Annotated in this window: 19 protein-coding genes; 10 read left to right on the top strand and 9 right to left on the bottom strand. The window is 74.1% G+C overall.

Features of this window, described 5'->3' with window-relative positions; translation table 11 throughout:
* The first annotated feature begins 39 nt into the window (after positions 1–39).
* On the top strand, positions 40–771 hold the full coding sequence (locus ACFW1A_RS09305) for an SDR family NAD(P)-dependent oxidoreductase (RefSeq protein WP_380406721.1): 732 nt from the start codon (positions 40–42) through the stop codon (positions 769–771).
* A 49-nt stretch (positions 772–820) separates the two neighbouring features.
* On the opposite strand, the gene ACFW1A_RS09300 is transcribed toward ACFW1A_RS09305, so the two are convergent.
* Positions 821–1,933, bottom strand: coding sequence for a winged helix DNA-binding domain-containing protein (locus tag ACFW1A_RS09300; RefSeq protein ID WP_380406719.1), 1,113 nt, complete (start codon positions 1,931–1,933; stop codon positions 821–823).
* 230 nt (positions 1,934–2,163) lie between these two features.
* Complete coding sequence (locus tag ACFW1A_RS09295; RefSeq protein WP_380406717.1) at positions 2,164–3,384, bottom strand: RNA-guided endonuclease InsQ/TnpB family protein; 1,221 nt, start codon at positions 3,382–3,384, stop codon at positions 2,164–2,166.
* A 326-nt stretch (positions 3,385–3,710) separates the two neighbouring features.
* On the opposite strand from ACFW1A_RS09295, the gene ACFW1A_RS09290 reads away from it, so the two are divergent.
* A complete protein-coding gene (locus ACFW1A_RS09290) occupies positions 3,711–4,205 on the top strand; it encodes a PH domain-containing protein (RefSeq protein ID WP_380406715.1) in 495 nt (164 codons plus the stop codon).
* An 8-nt stretch (positions 4,206–4,213) separates the two neighbouring features.
* Here ACFW1A_RS09290 and ACFW1A_RS09285 read toward each other — a convergent pair whose 3' ends face one another.
* A complete protein-coding gene (locus ACFW1A_RS09285) occupies positions 4,214–4,885 on the bottom strand; it encodes a response regulator (protein ID WP_380406713.1) in 672 nt (223 codons plus the stop codon).
* Positions 4,882–6,171, bottom strand: coding sequence for a sensor histidine kinase (locus ACFW1A_RS09280; RefSeq protein ID WP_380406711.1), 1,290 nt, complete (start codon positions 6,169–6,171; stop codon positions 4,882–4,884). Before ACFW1A_RS09280 ends, ACFW1A_RS09285 begins: the two co-directional genes overlap by 4 nt.
* A gap of 260 nt (positions 6,172–6,431) precedes the next feature.
* Here ACFW1A_RS09280 and ACFW1A_RS09275 point away from each other — a divergent pair, with 260 nt between their 5' ends.
* The gene (locus ACFW1A_RS09275; RefSeq protein ID WP_380406709.1) at positions 6,432–7,922 is read left to right on the top strand and encodes an alpha/beta hydrolase family protein; all 1,491 of its coding nucleotides are present in this window, start codon (positions 6,432–6,434) and stop codon (positions 7,920–7,922) included.
* A gap of 45 nt (positions 7,923–7,967) precedes the next feature.
* Here the strand turns inward: ACFW1A_RS09275 and ACFW1A_RS09270 are convergent, their stop codons facing one another.
* Positions 7,968–8,939, bottom strand: coding sequence for a zinc-binding dehydrogenase (locus ACFW1A_RS09270; protein WP_380406707.1), 972 nt, complete (start codon positions 8,937–8,939; stop codon positions 7,968–7,970).
* A gap of 215 nt (positions 8,940–9,154) precedes the next feature.
* Here ACFW1A_RS09270 and soxR point away from each other — a divergent pair, with 215 nt between their 5' ends.
* Together soxR and ACFW1A_RS09260 are read left to right on the top strand one after the other, a co-directional pair.
* The gene (gene soxR, locus ACFW1A_RS09265) at positions 9,155–9,640 is read left to right on the top strand and encodes a redox-sensitive transcriptional activator SoxR (protein ID WP_380406705.1); all 486 of its coding nucleotides are present in this window, start codon (positions 9,155–9,157) and stop codon (positions 9,638–9,640) included.
* A gap of 61 nt (positions 9,641–9,701) precedes the next feature.
* On the top strand, positions 9,702–10,475 hold the full coding sequence (locus ACFW1A_RS09260) for a glycosyltransferase family 2 protein (protein ID WP_380406703.1): 774 nt from the start codon (positions 9,702–9,704) through the stop codon (positions 10,473–10,475).
* A gap of 22 nt (positions 10,476–10,497) precedes the next feature.
* On the opposite strand, the gene ACFW1A_RS09255 is transcribed toward ACFW1A_RS09260, so the two are convergent.
* A complete protein-coding gene (locus ACFW1A_RS09255; protein ID WP_380406701.1) occupies positions 10,498–11,250 on the bottom strand; it encodes an SDR family NAD(P)-dependent oxidoreductase in 753 nt (250 codons plus the stop codon).
* Between the two features lie 93 nt (positions 11,251–11,343).
* Between ACFW1A_RS09255 and ACFW1A_RS09250 the strand changes: the two genes are divergently transcribed.
* Positions 11,344–11,751, top strand: coding sequence for a winged helix-turn-helix transcriptional regulator (locus tag ACFW1A_RS09250; protein WP_380406759.1), 408 nt, complete (start codon positions 11,344–11,346; stop codon positions 11,749–11,751).
* 81 nt (positions 11,752–11,832) lie between these two features.
* Here the strand turns inward: ACFW1A_RS09250 and ACFW1A_RS09245 are convergent, their stop codons facing one another.
* Genes ACFW1A_RS09245 through ACFW1A_RS09235 form a run of 3 tightly spaced genes read right to left on the bottom strand, consistent with a single transcriptional unit; the run spans position 11,833 to position 14,092 of the window.
* A complete protein-coding gene (locus ACFW1A_RS09245) occupies positions 11,833–12,804 on the bottom strand; it encodes a LamG domain-containing protein (RefSeq protein ID WP_380406699.1) in 972 nt (323 codons plus the stop codon).
* A gap of 11 nt (positions 12,805–12,815) precedes the next feature.
* Positions 12,816–13,115: a hypothetical protein gene (locus ACFW1A_RS09240; RefSeq protein ID WP_380406698.1), complete on the bottom strand. Its 300-nt coding sequence runs from the start codon at positions 13,113–13,115 to the stop codon at positions 12,816–12,818.
* Positions 13,112–14,092: a LuxR C-terminal-related transcriptional regulator gene (locus ACFW1A_RS09235; protein ID WP_380406697.1), complete on the bottom strand. Its 981-nt coding sequence runs from the start codon at positions 14,090–14,092 to the stop codon at positions 13,112–13,114. The genes ACFW1A_RS09240 and ACFW1A_RS09235 overlap by 4 nt, the downstream gene beginning before the upstream one ends.
* A gap of 355 nt (positions 14,093–14,447) precedes the next feature.
* Between ACFW1A_RS09235 and ACFW1A_RS09230 the strand changes: the two genes are divergently transcribed.
* The 4 genes from ACFW1A_RS09230 to ACFW1A_RS09215 all read left to right on the top strand — a co-directional run.
* Positions 14,448–16,979: a helix-turn-helix domain-containing protein gene (locus ACFW1A_RS09230; protein ID WP_380406695.1), complete on the top strand. Its 2,532-nt coding sequence runs from the start codon at positions 14,448–14,450 to the stop codon at positions 16,977–16,979.
* 311 nt (positions 16,980–17,290) lie between these two features.
* Positions 17,291–17,467, top strand: a complete 177-nt coding sequence (locus ACFW1A_RS09225) for a hypothetical protein (protein WP_380406693.1) — start codon at positions 17,291–17,293, stop codon at positions 17,465–17,467.
* A 6-nt stretch (positions 17,468–17,473) separates the two neighbouring features.
* On the top strand, positions 17,474–17,809 hold the full coding sequence (locus tag ACFW1A_RS09220; protein ID WP_380406691.1) for a hypothetical protein: 336 nt from the start codon (positions 17,474–17,476) through the stop codon (positions 17,807–17,809).
* Between the two features lie 222 nt (positions 17,810–18,031).
* On the top strand, positions 18,032–18,729 hold a 698-nt coding region (locus ACFW1A_RS09215; protein WP_380406689.1), incomplete at its 3' end, for a CHAP domain-containing protein.

The following is an 18,729-nucleotide window of genomic DNA, read 5'->3' as shown; positions in this document are numbered from 1 at the left end:
CTTGGACCCCGGCCGGGGACCGGGGGCAGCATGGCTCGCATGAGCGAACGAACGATTGCGCTGGTCACCGGCGCGAACAAGGGCATCGGCTACGAGATCGCCGCGGGGCTGGGCGCCCTCGGTTGGAGCGTCGGCGTCGGCGCCCGCGACGACGGGCGCCGCGAGGCCGCGGTGGAGAAGCTGCGGGCGGCCGGCGTCGACGCCTTCGGGGTGCCGCTGGACGTGACCGACGCCGCGAGCGCGACCGCCGCCGCGCAGCTGATCGAGGGACGGGCCGGGCGCCTCGACGTGCTGGTCAACAACGCCGCCATCAGCGGCGGCATGCCGCAGGAGCCCACCCGGGTGGATCCGGCCACCGTCCGAACGGTCCTGGAGACCAACGTGATCGGCGTCATCCACGTCACCAACGCCATGATGCCGCTGCTGCGCCGCTCCGCCTCGCCACGGATCGTCAACATGTCCAGCGGCGTCGGCTCCCTCACCCGGCAGTCGGGCAGCGCCACCGAGCAGACGGCGGGTCCGATCGCCGTGGCGTACGCGCCGTCGAAGACGCTGCTGAACGCCGTGACCCTCCAGTACGCCCGGGAACTGAGCGGCACGAACATCCTGATCAACGTCGGCTGCCCGGGCTACGTGGCGACCGACCTCAACGGGTTCCGCGGCGTGCGCACCCCCGAACAGGGCGCCGCGATCGCCCTCAAGCTCGCGACCCTGCCCGACGACGGCCCGACCGGCCAGTTCTTCGAGGACGCCGGCGTCGTGCCCTGGTGAGGCGTGCGGGCGGCGTCCGATCCGGCCGCCGCCCCGGGGTGCGGGACCGTCAGTTCCGGGCGTCGAACCGGATGTCCTCGATGCCCTCGTCCAGGAAGGCGGCCAGCTCCCGGGCCTCCGCGTGGACGGCTTCCTGTTCCGCGCAGGTGAGGGGGCGCAGCGGGCTGACGCGGAGTCGGCCGTCCCGCGCGGTCCAGGTGGCGGCGACGCGGCCGTCGACGAGGACGGCGCGGTGTCCGGCGACGGACAGGCCGAGGTGGGGCCGGTCGATGATGCGGCTGCGGTCGTCGTACCCGAGGATCGCATTGTCGAAGGCCGGCAGGAACCGCACGGGCGCGGGCGTGTCCGGGTGCGGGCGGGGAGCGTCGGGCAGGTCGAGGAGTTCGCGGCCGCGCTCGTCGCGGAAGGAGACGAGCTCCTCGCGCACCGCCTTGACGGCGGCGGGAAGGCCGGCGAGGCCGCACCAGGCGCGCAGGTCGGCGCCGGCGGCGGGGCCGTAGGCGGCGAGGTAGCGCCGCACCAGGTGCTGCCCGACCGGATCGCCGTCAGCCATGGGCGCGGGCGCGGGCTCGGGCTCGGGATCGGGGTCCTGGTCCAGCCAGGTGGCCAGCGGCAGGTTGCGCACCCCGGCCTTGCGCTGCCAGAGCCCGCGCGGCGGGAGCTGGACCATCGGGACGAGGGCCGCGACGAGGAGCTCGCCCAGCGCGCGGCGCGGTGGGCCGGGCCAGCGGTCCTCGACCGCCCGGACCAGCTCGGTCATGGTGCGGGGCTGTTGGTCGGCCATGACCGCGCGCCCGGCCGCGGCGACCTCCTCCGGATCGACGCCGGCGAGTTCGCGGCGGTAGGTGCTGAGGACCCGCTGGCGCAGCATCGCGTCGTGGCGGGGCCGCCAGGCGAGTGCGTCGGCGGCGGTGACGAGGTGGACGGTGCGGCGCATCAGGTGCGTGCGCACCACCTGGCGGCCTGTCAGGGCATCGTCGAGCTGCCCGGGCCGGAAGCCGGCCAGGCGGGACCACAGGCCGATGAACGGCTCCTGGGGCTCCTGCGCCTGCAGGCCGCACAGCTGCGCCACGGCATCCGGGACGGTGGCGGCGCCGCGTTCGAGCAGGGACTGGCGGGCGAGGGTCGCACGGTTGAGCGCGCGTGCGTCGAGGACGGTCATCGCGTCTCGGTGGTCGCCGTGACGGACATGGGCCTGCTCCTTCGGTGCGTCAGGACGGCGGCGCTCCGCCGGAACCCCCGGCACGGCCGCCGTGGCCGGCCACGGTGTCCCGGGCGGCTCGGCAGCCACGGTGCCACCGTCACCGGACAGGTTCTGTCCTGTGGCGGCCTCGGGACCAGCTGATCGCCCCAGTTTGACTTCCTCCTCGTCCTGAAGGACGGGGATTCCCCTCAGCCTCGCGGCTGAGCCGCTGCGCGTGACGCAACGGTCGGGACGACTTCCTGCTTCACCGACGACTGCCCGCCCGGAGTACTCCGTTGAGGTCTTACACCGTCTCCACAGGCTGCAACCGCCAGTCCGGCGGCCAGGATGGTGCGGGCCGCGTTCACGTCCCGGTCATGGGACGTCCCGCAGCCGCACGTCCACTCACGGACGTTCAGCGGCATCCTGCGGCGCAAGGCGCCGCAGGTCGAGCACAACTTGGAGGAGGGGAACCAGCGGTCCACGACCACCAGGTCCCGCCCGTACCAGGCGCTCTTGTACTCCAGCATGGACCGCAACTCGGACCAGGACGCATCGGAGACGGCGCGGGCGAGCCTGCGGTTCCTGACCATGTTGCGGACCGACAGATCCTCGATCACGACCGCTTGGTTCTCACGGACGAGCCGAGTGGTGAGCTTGTGCAGGAAGTCCCTGCGCCGGTCGGCGATCCGCGCGTGCACCCGGGCGACCTTGAGTCGGGCCTTGGCGCGGTTGTTGGAGCCCCGGGCCTTGCGGGACAGCTCCCGCTGTGCCCTGGCCAGGCGCTCCCGGTCCTTGCGCTCGTGCTTCGGGTTGGCGACCTTCTCACCGGTGGAAAGAGTCACCAGGCTGGTGATCCCGGCGTCGATCCCGACAGCCGCACGGATCGGCTCGGGCACGGTCGGCCGGTCCTCGCACAGCATGGAGACGAACCAGCGGCCCGCGCTGTCCTGCGACACCGTGACCGTGGAGGGCGAGGAACCCTCCGGGAGCGGACGCGACCAGACGATGGCCAGCGGCCGGTCCATCTTCGCCAGCGTGAGCCGACCGTCCCGGAACCGGAACGCCGAGCTGGTGTACTCGGCGGACCTGCGGGACTTCTTCCGGCTCTTGAACGTCGGGTACTTCGCCCGCTTCTGCCAGAAGTTGGCGAACGCCCCTTGCAGATGCCGCAGCGTCTGCTGCAACGGAACCGACGACACCTCCGAGAGGTAGGCCAGCTCCTCGGTCTTCTTCCACACCGTCAGCATCGCCGACGTGGCACTGTAGTTGACCCGCTCCCGGCGCAGCGTCCAGGCCTCGGTACGGGCCTGCAACGCCATGTTGTACACCTTCCGCACGCACCCGAACGTGCGCGACAGCTCAGCCGCCTGCGCATCGGTCGGGTAGAAGCGGTACTTGAACGCCCGCTTCACGTGGGTGGCCACCATGGATCACACACTAACACCACTCCTTGTGACCATCTGACGGCTAATCACCTACCGCAACGCCGTACCGCCTCGACGGCGTTCCGCCTGTGCCTGACCCGCTACGCGGGAGATCCAATTCCTCCCTGGCCTGAAGGCCGGGGTTTCCTTGGAGGTATCCGATGAACGGCTGCGGCGGGCGCCGGGCGGCCGTCCGCCGCAGTCGGCGCGCCTGCCTCCGGGCACCGCGCCGCCGCCGATGCCACGGTCAGGGCTCGCCGTCCTCGCGACGCCCGGGCTCGGGGAGGCCGCCCTCGGCTGTGGTCGGGCGCCTGCCCTAGCATGCGGGGATGGAGGAGAGACGGATCGGCGGCAGTCCGCGCGATCGGCGCATCGGTTTCATCGCGCTGACGGTCGGTCTGGTCATCGCGGGCGGGCTGGGGCTGTGGGCGTGGCTGGCGGGAGACCCGTGGACCGCGCATGACCTCCGGCCGCTGGTGGCGCTGGTCGGGTCCATCCTTGCCGGGTGTTCGCTCTTGATGGCGGGTCTGTCCTTCGGCTACTCGGTCTGCGGTGCGACCCACCTGGAGACCCGGTCGGTCCTGAGGCGTCGTTCGATTCCCTGGCACGAGATCGCCGCGGTGGAAGTCGCCAGTGAGTCCGGCCGGGGCGGCACGGTGTACATGGTCCGCGTCCGCATGACGGGTGGACGAGGGTCCTTCATCGTTCCCGGCTCGCGGTCGGGGGGCGCCTCGGAGGCAGTCGCGTCGGCCCACCGCGAGACCATCGAGGCGTACCGGACCGGTGCTGCCACCGGCACGGGCACGCCCGGGGCAGGGGCCTGACAACCCTCCTAGGCCGGCCGGACGAGGCGGCTCTCGTAGGCGAAGACCACGGCCTGGATCCGGTCGCGGAGTTCGAGCTTCTGCAGGATCCGCCCGAGGTGGGACTTCACGGTCGCCTCCGCGAGGTGGAGCGTGGCCGCGATCTCGGCGTTGGACAGGCCGCAGCCCACCTGGACGAGCACCTCGCGTTCCCGGGTGCTGAGCCGGCCCAGTCGGGCGAGCCGCTCGTCGCCGTCGGTGCTGCTGCCGTCGGGGAGGTGCGGGCGCAGGTGCTCCAGCAGGCGGCGGGTGATCCGCGGCGAGACCACGGCGTCGCCCGCCGCGACGGTGCGGATCGCGGTGAGCAACTCCTCGGGCCTGGTGTTCTTCAGCAGGAAGCCCGAGGCCCCGGCGCCGAGTCCGGCGAAGGCGTACTCGTCCAGGTCGAAGGTGGTGAGGATCAGCACTCGGCTCTGCGGGGAGGTCCGGACGACCTCGCGGGTCGCCTCGATCCCGTCGATCCCGGGCATTCGGACGTCCATCAGGACGACATCGGGACGCAGTTCGCGGGCGAGGCGGACGGCCTGGACGCCGTCCTCGGCCTCGGCGACCGGTGCCATGTCGGGCTGGGCCTCCAGGACCGTGGTGAAGGCCATCCGGAGCAACGCTTCGTCGTCGGCGATCAGGATGCGGATCGTCATGCGGACGCCGCTCCGTTGCTGTCGAGGAAGAGCCGGGTGTGGACTCCCCAGCCGCCGCCCGGGAGCGGTCCGGCCCGCAACGTCCCCCCGTAGGCGGCCGCACGCTCGCGCATGCCGGGGAGGCCGTGGCCGGACGGCGCGGTGGCGGGAGGTGGCGGGCATGGGCCGCTGTCGGTGACGTCCACCGTGACGGACTCGGTCGAGCACCGGATCCGGACCGTCGCGTGCGTGCCGGCGGGGGCGTGCTTGAGGGTGTTGGTCAAGGCTTCCTGCACCAGCCTGTAGACGGTGAGTTGGGCGGTGGCGGGCACGTGGGCGCGGCCGCCGTCGAGGTGGAGGCGGGTCGGCAGCCCGGCGGCGCACATCTGGTCGGTGAGGGCCTGCAGTTGGGCGATGCCGGGCAACGGGTGGCGCTGTGCGTCCGGTTCGTCGGTCCGCAGGATGCCCAACGAGCGCCGCATGTCGGTCAGGGCCTGCCGGCCGGTCTCGGAGATCTGGAGCATGGCGGTGGTGGTCCTGGCGGGCGACCGGTGCTGCGCGTAGACGGCGGCGTCGGTGAGCGCGACCATGACGGACAGGTTGTGCGTGACGATGTCGTGCATCTCCCGGGTGATCCGGGTCCGTTCCTCGGCGACGGCCAGTCGCGCCTGCTGGTCCTGCTGCTGCTCCAGACGTGCGGCCCGCTCCTCCACGGCCGCGAGGTAGGCGCGGGTGGTCCGCACGTTCACGCCCAGCACGGCGGCGGTGACGACCAGTGCGGTCACCGCGACGAAGGGCGCCAGGAACGCACCGTCGGTCGCCCAGCGCAGGCAGGCCAGCAGGGCGCCGGCCTCCGCGACGGCCGCGGCGACGAGCGCGGCGCGCCGGCCCGCGTGTGCGGCGACCGTGTGGAGAGCCACCAACAGGGCGATGTCGGCGGGTAGTTGGACGTTCGCCAGCCACTGGGCGAAGGCCGCGGCCGCCACGGCGCCGAACACCGCGCGCGGGGCCCGGCGCCGCCACACCAGCGGCAGTGCGAGGGCAGTGGTGAGGGCCAGGGCCACCGGGAGCTCCGGCGGCGTGCGGGTGAGCACGGTGCCGAACAGGAGCAGCGCCGGCAGCAGCGACGCCCGCACCACGGGCGGCAGTCGGCGGCCCCGACGCCGGGTGGTGCCCACCGTGCGCGCCGCGTGTGCGGAGGCCGGGCCGGCGTCCCTCGTCAGTCGGAAGGCCGACCTCGCCCACCGCGGACGGTCCCGGTCCCGTACCCGGCGGGCGAGATCGGGTTCCGCGGCCGCCTCGGTCATGCCATGTCCTTGTCGATAAAGCGTCGTGGTGACCCCGGCCGGGGCCACCTCAGCCCTGCCACCGTAGGCCGTGGGTCCCACGCGGCACATGAGTCCACCGTCTGACGGCACCGGCACCGGCATGCGACTCCAGGAGGAGTCCGCCACCTCCCGTGGTCGCAGCGCGGCCGCCGGTCCGGCGCGCCCGACTGCCACTGCGGTGGCACAGGACCCTGCCTCGGCCTGCGCTCCCGGTCGGCCGCGACGGCGACCCGGGACCGATGCGGCAGCGCACGCCCGGTGCCGAGGATGAGCGGGTGACCGAGATCATCCCGGGGCTGTTCATGTCCCCCCTCGAAATCCTCGTCCTGCTGGGTGCCGTGGCACTGGTGGTGGCACGCTGGCTTCCCCCCGCCGCCCGACCGCGCGTCACCATCGCGGCGGGGGCGGTGCTCGCGATGTCCGCGTTCCCGCTGGGCCTGGCGGGGATCCGCTGGCAGCTGCTGCCGGTGCTGGCCGGCGCTGCCCTCGCGGTGCCGTTCGCCCTCGCTCCGCTGCTGCGCCGCCGCACCGGCCGGCCGGCGTGGCGGGCCCGCTGGTGGCTGGCGCTGCCGGGATCGGCGGCCTGTGCCGGCCTGATCGCCGCGGGCCCGGTGGCCGCCTGGGCCTTCCCCGTGCCCGAGTTCCCCGCGCCGACCGGCGCGTTCGCGGTCGGCACCCGGGTGGTGCAGTGGACCGATCCGCTCCGCCCCGAGACCTTCACCGCCGATCCGAACGACCGGCGCACCGTCGTGGTCCAGCTCTGGTACCCCGCGCAGCGGAGTCCTGCGGGCGCGCAGCGGGCCCAGTACCTCGGACGTACGCAGGCCGAGGCGCGCACCGTCGCCGCGGCCCTCGCCCACGGTGTCGGCCTGCCGGGCTTCCTGGTCGACGGTGTCCCGCAGGCCCGCAGCCACGCGGTCTTCGACGCCCCGGTGGCCGGCGGGGGCGAGCGGTTCCCGGTCGTGCTGTTCTCGCCCGGGTCGGGCGGCGTGCGCACCCAGAACACCGCCTGGGCCGAGGAGTTGGCCAGCCACGGCTATCTGGTCGCCGCCCTGGACCACCCGTACGACTCCGCTGCGGTCGTCCTCGCCGACGGCCGGGTGATCACCAGTGAGACCGCCTCCACCGGCGACCCGGACCAGGACGAGAAGCTGGCGGCCGACTGGACGGCCGTCCGTGCCGCCGACCTCAGCTTCGTCCTCACCCGACTGACCGGCCTGGACCGGGGCGAGACCGCCGACCCGCTGACCGGCCGCCTGGACACCGGCCGGGCCGCGGTGACCGGCCACTCCATGGGCGGCGCCGCCGCCCTGCAGGCTGCCCGGCAGGACCGCCGGTTCGCCGCCGTCATCGATCTGGACGGCTTTCCGCACGGCCCCGCCTCACCCGCCCTCGACCGGCCGACGCTCGCGCTCACCCAGGCCGTCACCCCGGCGACCGACCCGCGCTACCTGCCCCGGCTGACGGCGGCGCTCAAGGCCAACTCCGCGACGAGCTACCGGGTCACCGTCCCCGGCGCCGCACACCTCACCTTCATGGACGGCCCGCTGTACCTGCCGCCGGTGCCCTCGATCGTCGGCACCCTGGGCCGCACCGGGAGCCCGTGCGTGGTCGCCGCCGCCACCCTCGCCTTCCTGGACGCCGTCCTGCGGGGCGGGCCCGGTGACCCGGCCGGCGTTCTACCGGCGTACGGCCGGCTCACCGTCTACCCGCCGGACACCGGCCGCTGATCAGCTGCGCGGGCCAGGTGTCGGGGCCGGGGGAGGAGGTGCCGGTCAGACCAGGAGCAGGGTCTTGCCCAGCGCGGTTCGGCCCTCGATCGCGGCGTGCGCGTCCGCGGCCCGCTCCAGCGGGAAGGTCTGTCCGACGACCGGCCGCACCCGGCCCGCGACCGCCTCGGCCATCACCTGCGCGGCCCAGTCGTGCATCCGCGGCCGGAACCCGTACAGCTGCTGGATGCCGATCACCTCGACTCCGCGCTCCTGCGCCTCCTCGGGCCCGATCGCCGTCGGCCCACCGCTGGAGGCGCCGTGCACGGAGAACCGGCCGTGACGGGCGGTCAGTTCGAACGCGGCCCGGCCGATCTCCCCGCCCACGCCGTCGAACACGACGTCGACTCCCGCGCCGCCGGTCACCCGGCGGACCTGCTCGGTCCAGTCCGGGTCGGAGTAGTCGATCGCGGCCTCGGCCCCCAGGCTGCGGATCAGGTCGAGCTTGCGCGCCCCGCGGGCGATCCCGATGACCCGGGCCCCGGCCGTCCGCGCCAGCTGGACCAGCAGGCTGCCGACCCTGCCGGCCGCCGCCTCGACCAGCACCCACTCCCCGGGGGCGATCCGGGCCCCCTCGACCAGGCCGGTGGCGGTACTGCCGTCCGGGTGCAGGGCTGCGGCCTCGCGCAGGCCCAGCCCCTCGGGCACCGGGACCAGGCTCTCCGCATCGGCCGACAGCCGCTCGGCGAAGGCACCCGTCCCCCCGGCGTCGGCCAGCACGGGCCGACCGATCCAGCTCGGATCCACCGCTTCGCCGACCGCGCTCACCCGGCCGGCGACCGTGCCGCCCGGCACGTACGGCAGGTCGGGCCTGGCATGCCACTGGTCGGTCCCGCGGCGGATCTGCGTCCCGACGAACGTGAGGCCGACCACGGACACCTCGACCCTCACCTGTCCCGGTCCGACGACCGGCTCCGCCGCCTCGTGTGGAACCAGAACCTCCGGGCCCCCGAAACGCACTGCCTGCACCGTCCGCATGCTGATCACTCCCCTGTTCAGGTGGCTGCGCCTCCGACAGCACGAATCCTTCAACCTCAACCGACGTTGAGGTCAACCCGTCATCGGCGCAGCTCACGCGGGCCCCGGCGGCCTGGCCCCCGTGGGCCGGTCCGGCGTCGGCGACGGTCACGGGCCCGACGCAGCGGCTCGGCCCGCCTCGGAGCCGGGCGGCGGCGCATGGGACGATTCCGATCATGGTCATCCCGGTCGCGGAACTCACCGTCGGCGAACTCGCCGCCCGCAGCGGCGTCGCGGTGTCCGCCCTGCACTTCTACGAGGCCAAGGGCCTGATCTCCAGCCGCCGGACGGCCGGCAACCAGCGCCGGTACCGGCGTGATGCCCTGCGCAGGGTGGCGTTCGTCCGGGCTTCGCAGAACCTGGGCATCCCGCTCGCCGACATCGCTGCGGCGCTCGCCTCGTTGCCCCAGGAGCGCACACCCACCAAAGCCGACTGGGCGCGCCTGTCGGCCACCTGGCGGGAGCGGCTGAGCGCCCGGATCGAGCAGCTGGAGCGGTTGCGCGACAACCTCGACGGCTGCATCGGCTGTGGCTGCCTGTCCCTGCAGAAGTGCCGGCTGTCGAACCCCGGCGACGAACTCGGTCGCAACGGCCCCGGTCCCCGCCGCCTGCTGGGAGAGGCGTGCCGGGGTGTGCCGGGCCCGGGCCGTGCACCTGCCTGAAGGTGCTCGCATACAATCCGCGCTGGATGCCGTCATTGCTGGTCGTGCTGGAAGGAGCGCCGTGCCGCTCGTGTCTGTCGTGATGCCCGTGCACAACTCCGCGGCGACGCTCGGTGCGTCGGTGCGCTCCGTGCTCGCGCAGACCCATGCCGACGTGGAACTGCTGGTCACCGACGACGCGTCCACCGACGGCTCGATGGACCTGCTGCAGGAGCTGGCCTGCCAGGACGAGCGCGTGCGCCCGCAGGCGGCGCCCGAGCAGGGCGGCGCGGCCAGGGCCCGCAACCTGGCCATGGCGCGGGCCCAGGGGGAGTGGGTGGCGTTCCTGGACAGCGACGACATGTGGCTGCCCGGCAAGGTGGAGCAGCAGCTCGCGTTCGCCGCCGAGGGCGATGCTCCGCTGACGTTCACCTCCTACTACAAGGTCCCCGGCGACTACACGGGCGAGGCCTGCGACTTCACGCCCAACGGGCGGGTGGTCGCGGCACGCGAGCGGGTGACGTACCGCGACATGCTGGTGCAGGACCACATCGGGGCGCTGACCGCGATGTACGACCGGACGGTGCTGGGCACCCGGCTGATGCCGGACATGCCCAAGCGGCAGGACTACGCGCTGTGGTTGTCGATCATGAGGGACGGGCACCCCGCCCGGGGCCTGCAGGAACCGCTGGCGGTCTACCGGTCCGGCCGGGCGGGGTCGCTGTCCTCCAACAAGCTGTCGCTGGTGAAGCACAACTGGGCGCTGTACCGCGAGCACGAGCAACTGCCGCTGCTGCGGTCGACGTTGGCCCTGGCCGGGGCGACCGTGCACTCGGTGCGGAAGTCGCGCATCTAGGACGCGTCCGACGGACGGGGCGTCAGCGCAGGCCGCCGGACGCGAGGATGACGTCCCCGGTGACCCAGCGGGCGTCGTCGGACGCCAGGAAGGCGACCAGCGGGCCGTAGTCGTCCGGAGTGCCCGTGCGGCCCAGCGGGGTACCGGCGATCGCCTCGGCCTCCTGGGCCGAGCCGGGGAACCCCATGGCCCTGGTCCCCTCGGTGTCCGACGGTCCGGGCATGATTGCGTTGACCCGGATGCCGCGCGCGCCGAGCTCCTTGGCCGCCACGACGGTGAACGCGTTGACGGCGCTCTTGGACGCGACGTAGAGCGAGGCGTACAGCGGGTGGGTGAGCGTGCCGGCCGTCGAGACGTTGACGACCGACGCGGCGGCGATGTCGTCCTGCGCGGCCAGGGCCTGCGTGGTGAGGATCGTCCCCAGCACGTTCGTGGTCATCTCGCGCTGGAACTCCTCCTCGGTGATGGCCGAGAGCGGCGCGAAGACGGCGACGGCCGCGTTGTTCACGAGCACGTCGACCGGTCCGAACTCCTCGCGCGCACGATCGAACAGATGCCGCACGTCCTCGCTGCGCGATACGTCCGCCCGGACCGCCACCGCCCGGCCGCCCTTGGCGGTGATGCCCGCGACGACCCGCTCGGCGCCCTGCGCGTCCTCCCGGTAGTTCACCACGACGGCCGCGCCGGTCCCGGCCAGCGCCTCGGCGATCCCCGCACCGATGCCCTTCGACGCGCCCGTGACGATCGCCGTACGTGCGTTGTTCTTGCTGCTCACAGTGGCTCCTCGAACGTTGGTGCTTCCGGAACTCACCGTAGGAGAGCCGATTACTAGTTGGAAGTACCTACTTTTTTGTAAGCTCCTGCCGTGATGGAAACTCAGCACCTCGCGACGGCCGCCCGGCTCCTGGCCCACGACACCTTCGACAACAAGTGCGCGCTCCGGCCGATCATGGACCGGACGACGAGCCGCTGGGCGACACTGATCATCTCGGCCCTCGTCGCCGGCCCGCACCGGTTCGCGCAGCTGCACCAGCGCGTCGGTGGCATCAGCCAGAAGATGCTGTCGCAGAACCTCAAGGACCTGGCCCGGGCCGGGCTCGTCGACCGCCGGGTCACGCCCACCGTCCCGCCCCAGGTCACCTACGACCTGACCGACCTCGGGGTCAGCCTGGCCGGCCCGCTGACCGAACTCATCCAGTGGTTCGGCCGCCACGGAGCCGAACTCCTCGCCGCCCAGGAGCAGTACGACAGCCAGCAGGCGCCACGGCACGCGTAACGGTCCGCTCCCACGGGCCGGTTCGGGAGGCCGGGGGTGTCGGCGGCGTTCAGGCGGACACGGCGCCGGGTGCGCGGCGGCTCAGTGCAGCAGCCACGAGGCGATCGGCGGTGCGTCCGTCGACGTGCCGCCGCTGGTGTGCAGTTGGGCGACGGCCGAGGCCGGCAGCGCCCGGTCCCAGAGCTGGACGTCGCCGATGGCGCCGTTCCAGGTGTCGACCCAGGCGGAGTGGTAGCGGGTGCGGCCGATCTCCAGTGGTCCGGAGGTGTCCCAGATGCCGCTCACCTTGGACGTCTGGGCCAGGGCGCCGTCGACGTAGAGCGAGATGGTCTTCGCCTGGGCGTCGTAGACGCCGGTGAGCAGGGTCCACTGCCCGACCGTGGCGTTGGCGGGGGAGAACGCCTCCCGGGTGTTGTTGTCCGCATCACCGGCCGCGGTCTGCACCTTGAACGCCCACTGGTTGTGCGCGCCCCAGTAGTCGCGGCCCAGGTTGAAGGAGTAGTACGAACCGCTGCCCTGACTGACCGCCGAACGCGACCCGGCCGGCGCGTCGTTGCGCACCACGGCCGAGACGGTGAAGCTCCGGCGGGTGTCGACGACGGCGGCCGGGGTCTGCGCGAACGCCGCCGGGCTGCCGCCGAGGACGAGCGTCGGACCGCTGTGGCCGTCGCTCTGTCCGACGGCGGCCGAGCTCTCGACCGTCAACGGGTTCGCGCCCTGGCCGTCGGGGAGCTGCTGCGGGCCGGCGGGCGAGGCCGAGGTCGCCGGCGAGGGGGTGCCGGCGGTGCCGGCCCCCGTCGCGGTGGACGGGACGCCACCGGCCGCCGCCGCGGGCCGCGTTCCCGGGGTGGCCGATCCCCGCAGTGCCACGGCTGCGGCCGCGACGCCGCCGACTGCCACCACGGCCACCGCGCCCAGCCCGATCTTCAGCAGCCGTGACCGCTTCTGCGCCCGCTCGTGCTCCGCCGCCATGGCGTTCCAGTCAGGACCGCCGCCGCCGAACTGCACCGGCCCTGCCGCACCGCCGTACGGCCCTTCCCCCGAATAGCTCATGGGGCGAGATGCTAACGCGTCGCACCTGCGCCGGGGCCACCCCGGGCCGCCCGGGGCCGTCGCCGCTGCACGGGGCGCCCGCGGCCCACCCGCTCCACCGCGATCCGCACGGGCACGCCGTCGGGCCTGTGCAGCTCGATGCGGTCGGCGAGTCCGCGGGGCGCACCGCGTTCCCAGGCCCGCCGTTGCCTGGCGATCGCCGCGCACCGGGCCCGCCGGCTCAGCTCCTCGTCGCGCTCGCGTTCCCGTTCCTGCTGCAGGGCCGCGGTCCGTTCGGCCCTGCGGGCGGTGCGCTCCGCGCTGGGCCTCATGCGGCCAGCCAGCCCTTCTGAGCCGCCTTGATGCCGGCCTCGAAACGGCTGCTGGCGCCGAGGCGTTCCATGACCGAGGCGATCAGGCGGCTGACGGTGCGCGGGGAGACGCCCAGGCGCTGGCCGGCCGCGGTATCGGTGAGGCCGGAGCCGAGCAGGCGCAGCAGGTGCCGCTCGATGTCGGTCAGTCCGGTCTCGGGGTCGTCGGCGCGGACGGCGCCGAGCGGGACGGCGGTGGCCCAGGCCTGGTCGAACAGGTCGAGCAGGGCGTTGACGATGCCGGGTTCGCTGACGTGCAGGGCGCCCTTGCGGGTGTCGGCCGGGTCGATCGGGACCAGCGCGTGGGTGCGGTCGAAGACGACCAGGCGCTGGGGGAGGACGGGGGCGGTGCGCACCTCGCTGCCCTGGCTGAGCAGCCAGTGGGCGTGGGCGGTGGTGTGCGGGTCGTTGCGGGTGCTGTCCTGGTAGAGGGTCTTCATGACGACCCCGCGGGCCAGCGGGCCCCGGTCGGCCGCGCGGGCGGCGGCCAGGTCCTCGGGGCGGTGGTGGGCGCCGGGGTGCACGCCCAGGCACTCGGTGGTCATGGCGCCGGCGAGTTGCTCGATGCGCCGGTGGATCGCGTCCATCCCGAGCAGGCGCTCGCCGTTGGCGTCGCGGGAGTCGGCACGCTGGGCGACCAGGCGGGCCACCGCCGCGCGGGAGGTGGCGAGCTGGGCCTGACGGGCAGCCAGCTCCGCCTCCTCGCGGGCGATCGCGTCGGCCAGGCCGATCTCCGGGGCGACCACCCGCAGCCGACCGGGGTGCTCGCTGGAGGACCGCACGAGCATCAGCCGGCCCAGCTCGTCCAGGCAGTCGTGCACCTGGGCGGCAGTGGCGGCGCACGCCTCGGCCAAGCGCTCGACCTCGAAGTCGGGATGGTCGAGCATCGCCTGGTAGACCGCACTGGCGAGCGGACTCAGCCCCAGCGCTTCCAACATCGTTCTTCCCCCGTCGTCTCTTGTTCTGTTCGTGCCCCTGCGCGGGGCTGATCCGGTGCACGGCTGCCGACGCCGCCGGTCGGGCCCGCCGTGCGGGCGCCCGGCGGGCGACGCGGCCCAGCACGCCGGACCGGCGCCGGTCGTCGTCCCGGTCGTCGTCCCGTGGGTCGTCCGTCGTGCCGCGCCGTGCCCTCCCGATCGCGCCCCCCGATGATCAGTCTCCGGGTTTTGGCTGGTCAGCCACCACGCCAGGGACCCGCCACATATGGCGGGAGGCCTACTGGCGGCCCGCCACGGCCCACGTAGACTGCCTGCTGGGGGAGGGCAGAGCAGTGATACGACTGGGCACGTCCAGGTGAGTGGCCGCTTCGGCGTCCCGCTTCGAACGCTGCGCCTGGAGGCGGGGCTGACGCAGGAGCAGCTGGCCGAGCTCGCGGGGCTGGGGGTGCGGACGGTCCAACGGCTGGAGGCCGGCAGGTCCGGGGACATGCGGACCGGAACGGTGCGTCAGATCGCCCACGCCTTGGCCGACGCGCTGGACCGCGACCGCGACGACGTCCTGCAGGAGCTGCTGGCCGGGCACCGCGACGAAGGGTCGACCGCGCCGTCCGACGCCGTGTTCCCCGAACCCCCCGGCGGGTGGCCGAGTCCGGCGGGACCGGACGGTGCGCCAGGAGCGGGCGGACCCGCGGTCGAGGGCACCGGGCCGTCGGCGGCAGCCACCCCGGCACCCGGGCCCAGAGGGGGGCCGCACGCGCCGGTCCGGGAGCCGCGCGAGCCCGCTGCCCCGCCGGCGCCCCGTCGCCGTCCGGCCGTCACGCTGCTGCCGCGGGCCGACCTGGAGTACGCCGCCGAGTCGCTGGCCCGGAGCGAGTACGGCCGCTGGATCCGGGAGGAGGAGCAGCGGCGCATCCACGACCCGTTCCCGCTGCCGGTCCGCTGGCACCCGGCTCCGGCCGGCCTGCTGGACCACTGGGACAACGTCGACGGCGCACCCCCCGGCGCCGGTGCGCAGCCCGTGCCCCTGGCGGGCAGTCTGCCCCAGGTCGCGCAGGTCTACCGGCTCGTCAACTCCGGGCGGCTGGTGGTGCTGGGCCGAGCCGGCTCCGGCAAGACGGTCCTGATGCTGCGGTTCGTCCTGGACTACCTCACCGCCCGCACCGCCGAGGACCCCGTACCGGTGGTCTTCACCGTCGGCGGATGGGACCCGAGCGCCGCCACGCTGCGGGACTGGCTGGTCGGGCGGCTGCTGCGCGACCACCCCGACCTGGCCGCCCGCACGCCCGGCCGCTCGACCCTGGCCGCCGCCCTGGTGGACGCGGGCTGGATCCTGCCCGTGCTCGACGGCTTCGACGAGATCGCCACCGGCCTGCAGCCCGCTGCACTGCGCGAGCTCAACGACACGTCACTGCCCTTGGTGCTGACCAGCCGCACCGAGCAGTTCGCGGCCGCGACCGCCGGTGAGGTGCTGCGCAGGGCGGCCGGCATCGAGCTGGACGACCTGACGCCGGACGACGTCGCGCACTACCTGCCGCGCACCGCCCGCCCCGCCGCCTCCGGTGGGCGGACCGCCGGCCCGGCCAGCGTGTGGGACCCCGTCCTGGACCGGTTGCGCGCCCGGCCGCAGGACCCGGCCTGCGCCAACCTCGCGGCTGTGCTCCGCACTCCGCTGATGGTGCTGCTGGCCCGGACCCGCTACAGCGACGCCCCGGGCCAGGACCCGGCCGACCTGCTGGACACCGCCCGCTTCCCCACCCGGGCGGCCGTCGAGGAACACCTGCTGGCCGGCTTCGTCCCCGCCGTGTACCGGCACCACCCCGCCGCCGCTGCCGGTCGGCGCCCTCGCCGCTGCTGGGAGCCGGACCGCGCGCACCACTACCTGGCCCAGCTCGCCCACCAGCTCGACCGTCCCGAGCACCGCGACCGTCAGGACCTGGCCTGGTGGCGGCTGGGCGGGGCGCTGAGCACGCCCGCCCGGCTGCTGGCGATCGCGCTGGCCTGCAGCACGGTCACGGCGGTGTGCATGGTGGCCGTGTACGTGGTCGCGAGACTGGCGGTGCCGGGTTCGCCGCCGCCCGGTCTGCTGCCCGGTGTGCCCGTGCAGAGCCTCACCATCGGCGTGGTCTTCGCCCTCGTCTACTGGAGCGCCGTCGCCTTCCGGCGGGAACCGTTCAAACCGTCCCGGGTGCGGCTCCGCCGGCCCCGCCGCGGCGGGCCGGGCCCCGCCGTTCCCGTGCGCCGGGTGGTGGCCTCGGCGCGGTCCGGCCTGCTGGCCGGTGCCGGCTTCGCGGTGCTGCAGAGCCCCCTGCTGCCGTTCCTGCCCGATCCCGGGTACCGGGTGCTGATCGAGACCACCTCGCCGGTGCCGGCCGCGCTGATCGACACGCTCAGGCTCGCGCTCGTCTACGGACTCGCCGGCGGTGCCGCCCTGGGCGGCATGGCGGCGATGGAGGCGCCGGTCGACGTCGGCACCGCCGCCACCCCGGCAGTCCTCCTGGCCGTCAACCGTGCCACCGTCGTGCGGCGGGCGCTGTTCCTGGCGCCCGCCATCACCCTCGCCGTCGCCGGCGTCCTCCAGGTGCTGCAGGGGCCGCTCGCGCCCTACTGGCTCGGCAGGGCGCACGCGTTCCGACCGTGGGCGCCGCTCCTGGACGGCGCGGAGTGCGGCCTGGTGACCGCCCTCTGCTACGTCCTCGTCGCCACCGCCTGGGGGCAGTGGCTGCTCTTCGCCCGCCTCTGCCTCCCGCTGAGCGGCCGGCTCCCGTGGGCGGGCATGGCGTTCCTGGAGGACGCCTACCGCCGCGGGGTGCTGCGCCAGGCCGGCGCGGTCTACCAGTTCCGCCACGCGCGCCTGCAGCACCACCTCGACGCGTCCCCGCCGCCGTAGGACCGGCGGGGACGCCCGCGCGGAGCCGCGCCGGCAGCCCGCTGCCCGTGCCCGTGCTGATGCCCGGCACGATCGTGCGGACTGAATTGTCATGGGCATGCTTCTCGGGCGGCCCGATGCCAGGCGAGCGGCCGCCAGCCGTAACACCTTCCGGTGGCCTGGTGCCGCGGGCCAAGCTGTTCATCGCCGGCAGGGAAACCCGCCGGACGCCGGATCACCTGGGCGAGCGTCAACCGCGGGACGCGACACAGGACTCCGCAGCACCGTCACAGCCATCACCGTCAACAGCCGACACCAGAGGACCGATCACCATGACCCGCTCCCGTCTCGTCCTGTCCGCCGCGGTCGCCACCCTCGCCGCCGGGCTGCTCGCCCTGCTGCCCGTCGGAGCGGGCAGCGCCACCGTCGCCGACACCGCTCCCGTCGCTCCCGTCGCCGCCGTCTCCCCGACCGGGAACGCCCCGGCCGACAACGCCCAGTGGGGATGACCCGCCGTGGACATCGTCTACGCGAGCCTGCGGCGCCGGCCTACCGCGCCGGTGCACGTGACGGGCGAGGTGGCCGAGGTCCTGGGGATCCTGTGGGCGCACGCCAGGCCTGACGACGGTCTGGAGCACATCTGCGGCGCCCCCGTGCACGACCGGCTCGACCTCCTGCTGTACCTGCTGCCCTCCGCAGCGGTCGGCTCCGCAGCGCCGGACTCCGTCCGCCGGACCGTCGCGCTACTGGCCCGCTGCCACCTGGCCTCCCCGACGCTGCGCAGGCGCTACCTGCCGCCGCTGGACACGACCGGCCGGGAGGCCGAGGAGCCGGGTTCGTCCCCCTCCTGAGTACCCGTCACCACTCCGCCTCGGAGTCCGGCCCGTCCGGCGGGCCGTCCGCACCGCCGTGGGCCGACCACCGCCGGCCCGGACACCACGGGCCACCAGCCGTACCCCGTCCTGCCGCCGCGAGCCCCCGTGCCGCCGGCCGCAGCACCCGACTGCCCGGACACCCCGGGACCCGACCCGACCATTCCTGGTCTTCTTCCACTCCACACCTAAGGAACACCCATGTTCACCTCGCTCCGCCGCTCCTCCGTCGCCGGCATCTCGACCCTGCTGCTCACCTCCGCCCTCGGCCTGCTCGCCGCCCCGTCGGCCCACGCCTCGACGCTCGGCGACGCCATCGCCGGCACCGCGACCGGCCAGGTCACCAGCCCGGCGAAGGGCCCGTGCGGCAACGGCGGCGCCGGCTACTACGCCCCCGGCACCGGCCAGGGCTCCAGCTGCTCGGGCACCCAGGCGGCGCACGCCTGGTGCGCGGACTTCGCCGGCTGGGTCTGGGCCCAGGAGGGCGTGCAGAACCTCGGGCCCCTCAGCGACCTCGCGAACAGCTTCGAGTCGTACGGCCCGCTGTCCTCCACCCCGCACGTCGGGGACGCCGTCTTCTTCCATCCGAACGGCTACTCCGGCACCGAGGACGACCACGTCGCCATCGTCACCTCCGTCAACTCGAACGGCACCATCGACTGGACCGGCGGCAACCAGAGCGGCGGCTACGTGACCACCGACGCCAACATGCCCGCGGCGGTCGGCACCGGCGAGTGGACCGCCAAGGACGGGCGCACCGTCAACCTGCAGGGCTACATCAGCCCGGTCGGCGGCACCGTCACTCCGCCGCCGGTGCCGGGTGCGCAGTCGGGTCAGACGGCTTCGGTGATGATCAACGGGACGGCGCACGTGTTCGAGGTGACGTCGGACGGGCACCT

Source organism: Kitasatospora sp. NPDC058965 (assembly GCF_042741245.1).
GTDB lineage: Bacteria > Actinomycetota > Actinomycetes > Streptomycetales > Streptomycetaceae > Kitasatospora.
Note: the sequence above shows the minus strand (reverse complement) of the source record. Positions and strands in the feature narration are given on the sequence as shown.